The sequence below is a fragment of the Caldisericia bacterium genome (genome assembly GCA_021158845.1).
GTDB lineage: Bacteria > Caldisericota > Caldisericia > B22-G15 > B22-G15 > B22-G15.
The window spans coordinates 1-6,791 of sequence record JAGGSY010000102.1; the positions used below are offsets into that span (position 1 = coordinate 1).

The window sequence follows — 6,791 nt, forward strand, 5'->3', positions numbered from 1 at the left end:
TTTAATTTTGTAAAATCCACTGGAATCTTTGATAACATTTCAAACCTCCTTTTTATATCTTACAATAAATTTATCATCACTTATTCTCTTTATTTCATCTATTATAAAATCCATCTTAAAATTATCCTTTAACATATACTTATAGTCTATGAAGTGTTCATCAAAACAACAGGCAGAATCAGAGGTAGTGCCTGTAAATTCAACCTCAAGTTCTACTTCACTATTTCTAATTGTAGTAGCTTTGCATTCAGGATTTCTAAACTTATTAAATCTTCTTGTTATCTTTCTTAAAATGCTGGACTTCATAAGAGTCCAATCTTCTTATGTGCCAATAGAATTTTATCTGCAAACTCATCTATAAGATTAAAATCTTCTTCATCTGGATCTCCTTTTATAAGGAGAGGTTCAATTATCTCTGCTTTCAGGGTCGGGATCAAACTCTTTAAAGTATCAACAGTCTTTCCACCCCATCCATAGGAGCCAATTATAGAGATAAATTTTGTTTTGGGTCTCAATGCTCCTACAAGATATGTTGCATACACTACATGTGGATGAGGTCCTGCAAGAACAGTTGGAGTTCCTATAACAATTGTTGCTGCATCCACAAGAGCCATGGCAAGTTCACCAATATCGGTTTTGATTAGATTAAAGGGTTTTACCCCAATACCTCTTTTTATGAGAGCATCTATAAGATAATTAACCATCCTGAATGTGCTACCGTGCATGGAGACATAGGGAATTAAAACCATGTTTTTAACTTCATCAGAAATCCATTCCCTATAGGCATTAATTATTAACTCTGGTTCATCATAAACCAATCCATGGCTTGGTGCAATAACTTCTATCTTAAGATCCTTTATTTTTTCAAGATTCTTCCTTATCTGGAATCTAAAGGGCATCATTATCTCAGCGTAATATCTCTTTGCATCTTCCAATACCTTCTCTTTATCCTTTACAAAAAGATCGCAGGAGGCATAGTGAGAACCAAAAAAGTCGCAGGTAAAAAGAATATTATCCGGGGTAAGATAGGTTACCATTGTCTCTGGCCAATGAACCCATGGTGTAAAGATAAACTTGAGTGTTCTTCCACCAAGAGAAAGGGTATCTCTATCATTAACCACAATAAACTTATCCTCTGGAATATGAAGTAGATCCATTAAGAAGCCTTTACACTTACTATTGGTTACAACCTTTGCTTCAGGATAAAGAGAGAGAATATCTGGGATAGAGCCAGAGTGATCCTGTTCAGCATGATGTGCAATAATGTAATCAATTTTTTCCACCTTTAAACTTTTAAGGTTTCCTATTAGTTCATCTTTTTTTGCCGGGTCAACTGTGTCAAGAAGTGCAGTCTTTTCTTCTCCCTTGATTATGTATGCGTTGTATGTTGTTCCATCTGGAAGTGGTATTAGTTCATCAAAAAGTCTCCTATCCCAGTCAATTGCTCCTACAGAATAAATTCCATCTTTTAATTTTCTTACAGCCATTTTCTACTCCTCATAAGGTTCAAACATGCTTTTTTCTGCTCCACATACTGGACACACCCAATCATCTGGAATGTCTTCAAAGGGAGTTCCGGGTTTTATACCACCATCAGGATCTCCCTTTTCTGGATCATATATATAACCACACACTGTACAAACATACTTCTTCATGATCTTCACCTCCTTCTTCACCTCTTCCTTTATGTATGTCGGTGCAGTCTTTGGTGATTTACCACCCTTTATCTCATGATAGTAAGCATAGGTCATTGGTTCCCCTTCTTTAAACCTTTCGCAATCAACCACATCTCCAACAAAGATTGTGTGAGTGCCGACATCCATGTCCTTTAAAACCCTTGCTTCAATAAAACCAAGAGAGTTTTCCCTTACGATGGGAGAACCGGTCTTCCCAATCTCATAAGGTATATTTTTAAATTTATCTATGTCCCTTCCTGATTTAAATCCAAAATTACCTATAAACTTAAGGGGAGTTTCCTTGGAAAGGATGGATACTGCAAAAACTCTGTTTTTTTCTATAAATTCATGGGTTAAATTCTTTTTGTTTATGGTTACAGAAATCCTCGGGGGATCTGAAGTAACCTGAAAAACTGTATTTGCAATTTGGCCATTGATCTTTTCTCCATTCTTAGATGTAACAAGGTATAATCCGTAGGTTATCTTGTGTAATGTTTTAAGATCCATTTCTTCTCCTTAAAGTTTGTTTCCCCATAATCCGTGAAGATTGCAGTAAATCCTTGCTGATACATCGTTCCCTTTTACCGGAAATTCTGCCTCTGGTTTCTCATCTGGTTTTAAGAATTTTCTGAACCCAACACCATCTACATCCAATTCAATCCACTCAATGTAGTGTTTCTCCTCCATTGGATGTTCCACTGAACCAACTTTAACCTTAATTCCGCTTTCAGTTTTCTCAATTACTGGAACATGCTTTTCTTTACCCTGATCCTCTGTCTTAAGTTCCATAAGCTTCATTGGTTGTCCGCAGCAAACCAACTCTCCAGCACCTTCGTGTACTATCTCCACCATATTTCCACATATTTCACACTTGTAGATCTGGAGTTTTTTAGTCATAACTCACCTCCTAAAATTTTTTAAATGTCTCTTTTTTTGCTCCACATACAGGGCATTTATCTGGTGGCTCACCAATATGAGTGTAGCCACACACAGGACATATGTAAATATCCTCATCCTCTATATCTTTTCCATTCTCAACCAATTCCTTTGCCTTTTTATACAACTCTTTGTGAATCTTCTCTGCCTCAAGGGCAAAATGGGTTGAAAGTTCTGCTCCTTTCTCCCCTTGTAGTTTTGCTGCATTATGATAGACTGGATACATCTCTTCCACCTCAAATGTTTCCCCATCAATTCCAGTCTGAAGGTTATCCTTTGTGTCCTTGACAATTCCAAGGTTTCTTGCATGATTTTTTGCATGAACAAACTCAGCATAGGAAATTGCCTTAAACAATCTGGAGATATTCTTATAACCTTCTTTTTCGGCAACCTCGCTAAAAATTAAATACTTCATGTGAGCCATCGATTCTCCACCAAAGGCATCCAAAAGAAACCTCTCTGTCATTTTTTTCATAAGTACTTACCTCCACTTAAATTAATTATAAAATAGGGGAGAAAATCTCCCCCAACAAACTACTTCAACTCCTTATAGCACAACCACCAGTCGTAACACTTAATTTCTCCTCTCTCCTTTTGCTCTTTTCTCTTCTTGATAAGATCAACGCTGCCTGCTGGCGGAACTATCACATTGTCCTTGATTAACTCGTTCTCTGGCCACTTGTGTGGAAGAGCAACTCCATTTTTATCACTCACCTGAAGTGCCCTTAGGAGTCTTAAAACCTCATCCCAATCTCTACCAACCTCTGCTGGATAGTAAACTATAGCCCTTATAACCCCTTTAGGATCAACAATAAACACTGCCCTTGCAGTATTTGTTGACCCTTCTGGAATCATGCCGAGTGCCTCAGCAACAGAACCTCTGTCATCTGCTATTATCGGGAATTCAATCTCAACATTAAGATTATCCTTTATCCACTCAGCCCACTTTAGATGTGAGAAAACCTGATCAATACTCAAACCAATCACCTCTGCCCCCAACTCTTTAAACTTTTTAAGTCTTATTTGCATAGCATAGAACTCAGTGGTGCAAACAGGAGTAAAATCTGCTGGATGACTGAACAAGACAAACCATTTACCTTTGAAATGTTCTGGAAGCTTCATCTTTCCATGTGTTGTGTTTACCTCAATCTCTGGAAATTTTTGTCCAATGATTACCATTGCTTCACCTCCTTTTAATTTAAAATTAATTTAATTTTGTATTTATTACAATTTTATTATAACCCAAATTTTTATTTTGTCAAGGAGGTCTTTTTCTCTTTTTCTAAACAATCTTTGCAGATACCGATGATATTTACCTGTATCTCTATTATTTTATTCCCATCAATAAATTTTTCTTTGAAGAGGGCACAATCAAAATCTATATCAAAGATCCTTCCACACTTTATACACCTAAAATGCGCATGTGGTTTTTCTCTTAAATCATACCTTGCCTCTCCCTCATCTATTATCAACTGAGAGACTATTCCCTTTTCAACAAAAAGGGAGAGTGTATTGTAGATTGTCGTTCTTGATAGTGTTGGAATTTCATTTATCAAATCTTTATATATATCATCCACTGTTGGATGAGTTTTATTCATAAAGAGATACTCAAGTATTTTAATTCTGTGAAAGGATGGTCTAATTCCTCTTTTTGTAAGATAATCATTCAACTCCTTTACATCCATCTTTTTCTCCTTTACTTGAAAATTTCTCCTGTCTCTTTAAACCAGAAAACAAGATCTAAATGCCCAAGAGGTATACCTATACTATAAGAAAACCTCCTCATTTTTTCCTCTACCTCTAAATATTTCTTCCTTGTAAGTCCATTCATCTTCTTTTCAATTATACCAAATTTGTAAAGATTTCTCAATATATGTCTATCCAAAATTGAAATATTCTCTCCAAATCCTATGTTCCTTAGAAAATGGCTTGCCTCTTTATACCCCATGCCCTTTACATTCTTCACAAGAAAGTCTCTTATCTTAAAAATATCCCTTTCATCTTGAATTATTCTCTTTATCATGAACTTTCCGTCTTTAAAGAATTTCTCTCTTGCTTCAACTATATATCTTGCTTTATTATTCTTAAACCTTACCCCCACCAGTCTACTTTTTATATCATCAACTGATCCATAGAGCAATAAATCATCCCTCAACAACTCAAGAATGGCATTCCAGCATACTTTTGCCTTTGATTGAGGTGTAAGAAGACAGAAAGCAAATTCTGAGAATAATTCATAATCATTTCCCCTCTTCCATACCTCTTTAAATTGATCTATTCTTTGTTCTATGTTCCTTTTTATCCTGTTGTATATATTTTTAATCTCTTCAATCTCATTCATATCTCTATTTGATTTGTGGCAAGCTCATAAAGCACTCTGGTTAATTTCTCTCCATCTTTCAATGAAACAACTTCCACAGTAGAGTGGGTGTATCTCAAGGGGAAGCAGAGAGGAATAGAATAAAAACCCGCTCCCTCAGTTTCAACAATGGATGCATCGGTTGAACCACCAGTTACACCAATTTGAAATTCTATATTTTTCTCCTCCATAAACTTAGAAAAGAAATTAAAAAGTTTTTCATCCACAACCATTCTTCTGTCAACTTTTCTTATCACAGGTCCCTTTCCAACAACAATGGAGTTCTTATAAGGCAGGCTAACTAAGGAAAAATCTGATGCTGATATTGAATCCACAACAACAGTTAATAAGGGATTTAATTGAGGAGCAACAACAGATGCTCCCCTCAATCCAATCTCTTCTTCTGTTGTAAAGACAAAAACCAATGTATTCAGGGGTTTGGTCTTTCTAAACATCTCAAGTAAGTTTATAAGGATAAAACAACCAAACCTATCATCAAGTCCTCTTGAGACAACAAGATCATTGTTAAGCAAAAGGAAATCTTTTTTAAATACTATTGGTGTGCCTTGATTTATACCAAGGGAGATAACTTCTTCCTTTGATTTTGCTCCAATATCTATCTGAAGTTTATACCAGGGAGTAATTTTACCCTCCATCTCCTTATCAACAGATAGATGGGGTGGAACTATTCCTATAACTCCATAGATCTCCTTATCCTCTGTGATAAGTCTTACAACTCTTGAAACAAGCACTCTATCATCTATTCCTCCCAGCTTCTGAAATCCAATGAATCCCTTCTCATCAATGGATGAAACTACCATCCCCAACTCATCCATATGTGCCATAAAAAGAATAGTGCCCTCTCTTTTTCCCTTCTTTACAACAATTAGATTTCCAAGGGTATCTTCATAGACTTCATCGGGGTCTCTCTTTTTTACTTCCTCTTTAATTACCTCTCTTATCTTTGACTCAAAACCACTAACTCCCGGTGTTTCAATAAGCTTTTTGAGTAAATCTAAATTCATACTTCACCTCACCTTATTCTTTTAATGTTACTTCATCAATTCAATCAATTCCTTCTATGATTGAATATTCTGCTCCTCTACTTCCTTTTTACATAAAGGGGTTTCACCTTTATAATATAACCATCCATCTTTATACTCAATGATAATCGGCTTTATCTTTATACTCTCCTTTAATCCTTTATAAAAAACCTTTGCAAAGTGGAAATCATTTTCCTCATTGGGAAGAAAACAGGTTGAATCCGGTCTTAATACAAGAATAAGAAGATAGGGCTGAAAATTCTCTCTAACAGCAGAAATTAGAGTATTTATGTGCTTTGCTCCCCTTGATGTTGGAGCATCTGGAAAAAGGGCAACCTTATCTTTTGAAAGTGTACATCCTTTAACCTCCACAAGTATCTTCTCTCCATCCTCTTTTTCAAGGAAAAAATCAATTCTATTATCTTTAAACTTGAATTCTGGCTTTATATATTTAACATTTCCAAAAATATTTATCTTTTTTATTAAAACCTCTGATATCTTACGGTGATAACCAGAGTGTACAGGGATAAGGTATTCATCCACTTTACCTAAAACTAAATCCCACTGGGTTTTTCTTTTCTCCCCCTCTGCTCTCTTTATAAAAACAGTGTTGCCTTTGTAAAGTATTTCCCCAAGCCTTCCGGAATCATGTATATGAACTTCCAATAATTTCCCCTCCACTTTTACAATACCAAGGAATCTATTCTTCCTTTCTATAAACTCTCCCATTTTATCCCATGAATATTTAATAATTTTTCTCATAAATAAAAGTTTACA

10 protein-coding genes are annotated in these 6,791 nt (G+C 35.5%); all 10 read right to left on the bottom strand.

Features of this window, described 5'->3' with window-relative positions; genetic code table 11:
• Positions 1-39: 39 nt before the first annotated feature.
• Positions 40-306 carry a hypothetical protein gene (locus J7J33_03920; GenBank protein ID MCD6168437.1) on the bottom strand — a complete coding sequence of 89 codons (267 nt, stop codon included), beginning with the start codon at positions 304-306 and terminating at the stop codon, positions 40-42.
• On the bottom strand, positions 303-1,487 hold the full coding sequence (locus tag J7J33_03925) for an FprA family A-type flavoprotein (GenBank protein MCD6168438.1): 1,185 nt from the start codon (positions 1,485-1,487) through the stop codon (positions 303-305). Before J7J33_03925 ends, J7J33_03920 begins: the two co-directional genes overlap by 4 nt.
• Positions 1,488-1,490: 3 nt before the next feature.
• Positions 1,491-2,183, bottom strand: coding sequence for a rubredoxin (locus J7J33_03930; GenBank protein MCD6168439.1), 693 nt, complete (start codon positions 2,181-2,183; stop codon positions 1,491-1,493).
• Between the two features lie 9 nt (positions 2,184-2,192).
• Positions 2,193-2,573 (bottom strand): desulfoferrodoxin, encoded by a 381-nt coding sequence (locus tag J7J33_03935; GenBank protein ID MCD6168440.1) that lies wholly within the window; start codon positions 2,571-2,573, stop codon positions 2,193-2,195.
• A 10-nt stretch (positions 2,574-2,583) separates the two neighbouring features.
• Positions 2,584-3,087 carry a rubrerythrin family protein gene (locus J7J33_03940; protein MCD6168441.1) on the bottom strand — a complete coding sequence of 168 codons (504 nt, stop codon included), beginning with the start codon at positions 3,085-3,087 and terminating at the stop codon, positions 2,584-2,586.
• Between the two features lie 59 nt (positions 3,088-3,146).
• Complete coding sequence (locus tag J7J33_03945; GenBank protein ID MCD6168442.1) at positions 3,147-3,791, bottom strand: peroxiredoxin; 645 nt, start codon at positions 3,789-3,791, stop codon at positions 3,147-3,149.
• A 71-nt stretch (positions 3,792-3,862) separates the two neighbouring features.
• Entirely contained in the window at positions 3,863-4,297 is a 435-nt protein-coding gene (locus J7J33_03950) for a transcriptional repressor (protein MCD6168443.1), read from the bottom strand.
• A gap of 11 nt (positions 4,298-4,308) precedes the next feature.
• A complete protein-coding gene (locus J7J33_03955) occupies positions 4,309-4,953 on the bottom strand; it encodes an N-glycosylase/DNA lyase (protein ID MCD6168444.1) in 645 nt (214 codons plus the stop codon).
• Positions 4,950-5,996 carry a M20/M25/M40 family metallo-hydrolase gene (locus tag J7J33_03960; GenBank protein MCD6168445.1) on the bottom strand — a complete coding sequence of 349 codons (1,047 nt, stop codon included), beginning with the start codon at positions 5,994-5,996 and terminating at the stop codon, positions 4,950-4,952. The genes J7J33_03955 and J7J33_03960 overlap by 4 nt, the downstream gene beginning before the upstream one ends.
• A gap of 54 nt (positions 5,997-6,050) precedes the next feature.
• Positions 6,051-6,791: DNA/RNA nuclease SfsA (gene sfsA, locus J7J33_03965; GenBank protein MCD6168446.1), on the bottom strand; the 741-nt coding region annotated here is incomplete at its 5' end.

Coding starts and splice junctions, on each gene's coding strand:
- J7J33_03920 (MCD6168437.1), bottom strand. CDS start 306: ATGAAGTCCAGCATTTTAAGAAAGATAACAAGAAGATTTAATAAGTTT.
- J7J33_03925 (MCD6168438.1), bottom strand. CDS start 1,487: ATGGCTGTAAGAAAATTAAAAGATGGAATTTATTCTGTAGGAGCAATT.
- J7J33_03930 (MCD6168439.1), bottom strand. CDS start 2,183: ATGGATCTTAAAACATTACACAAGATAACCTACGGATTATACCTTGTT.
- J7J33_03935 (MCD6168440.1), bottom strand. CDS start 2,573: ATGACTAAAAAACTCCAGATCTACAAGTGTGAAATATGTGGAAATATG.
- J7J33_03940 (MCD6168441.1), bottom strand. CDS start 3,087: ATGAAAAAAATGACAGAGAGGTTTCTTTTGGATGCCTTTGGTGGAGAA.
- J7J33_03945 (MCD6168442.1), bottom strand. CDS start 3,791: ATGGTAATCATTGGACAAAAATTTCCAGAGATTGAGGTAAACACAACA.
- J7J33_03950 (MCD6168443.1), bottom strand. CDS start 4,297: ATGGATGTAAAGGAGTTGAATGATTATCTTACAAAAAGAGGAATTAGA.
- J7J33_03955 (MCD6168444.1), bottom strand. CDS start 4,953: ATGAATGAGATTGAAGAGATTAAAAATATATACAACAGGATAAAAAGG.
- J7J33_03960 (MCD6168445.1), bottom strand. CDS start 5,996: ATGAATTTAGATTTACTCAAAAAGCTTATTGAAACACCGGGAGTTAGT.